Raw genomic sequence first — 328 nt, 5'->3', positions numbered from 1 at the left:
TGGCCTGAGCAATCCGCAGTTCACCTACCAGTGGCAGGCGAACGACGGGCTTGGCTTCGTCAACATCGCCGGCGCTACCGGTAGCACGTTCGCGCTTGGCCAGGCTCAGGTCGGCCAGGAAATGCGCGTGGTGATCGGTTACGTGGATGACTTCGGTGTGGCCGAAAGCGCTTCGTCCAACATCCTGGGGCCGGTGGACAACGTCAACGATGCACCGACTGCAGGGCCGACCGTAACCGGGCTTGCAGTGCAGAACCAAGTGTTGACCGCTGACCCGTCGAGCATCATCGACATTGATGGCCTCAGCAATCCGCAGTTCACCTACCAA

The 328-nt window shown here is 61.0% G+C and carries 1 protein-coding gene; it reads left to right on the top strand.

The window, feature by feature from the left end; all coding sequences use genetic code 11:
• A partial coding sequence (locus E3W21_RS32015; RefSeq protein ID WP_256661666.1) for a hypothetical protein occupies window positions 1–328 on the top strand: 328 nt, incomplete at both ends.

It is taken from the genome of Pseudomonas sp. F01002 (genome assembly GCF_004402115.1).
GTDB lineage: Bacteria > Pseudomonadota > Gammaproteobacteria > Pseudomonadales > Pseudomonadaceae > Aquipseudomonas > Aquipseudomonas frigoris.
The sequence above is the reverse complement of the archived record's forward strand: the minus strand, read 5'-3'. Positions and strand labels throughout refer to the sequence as shown.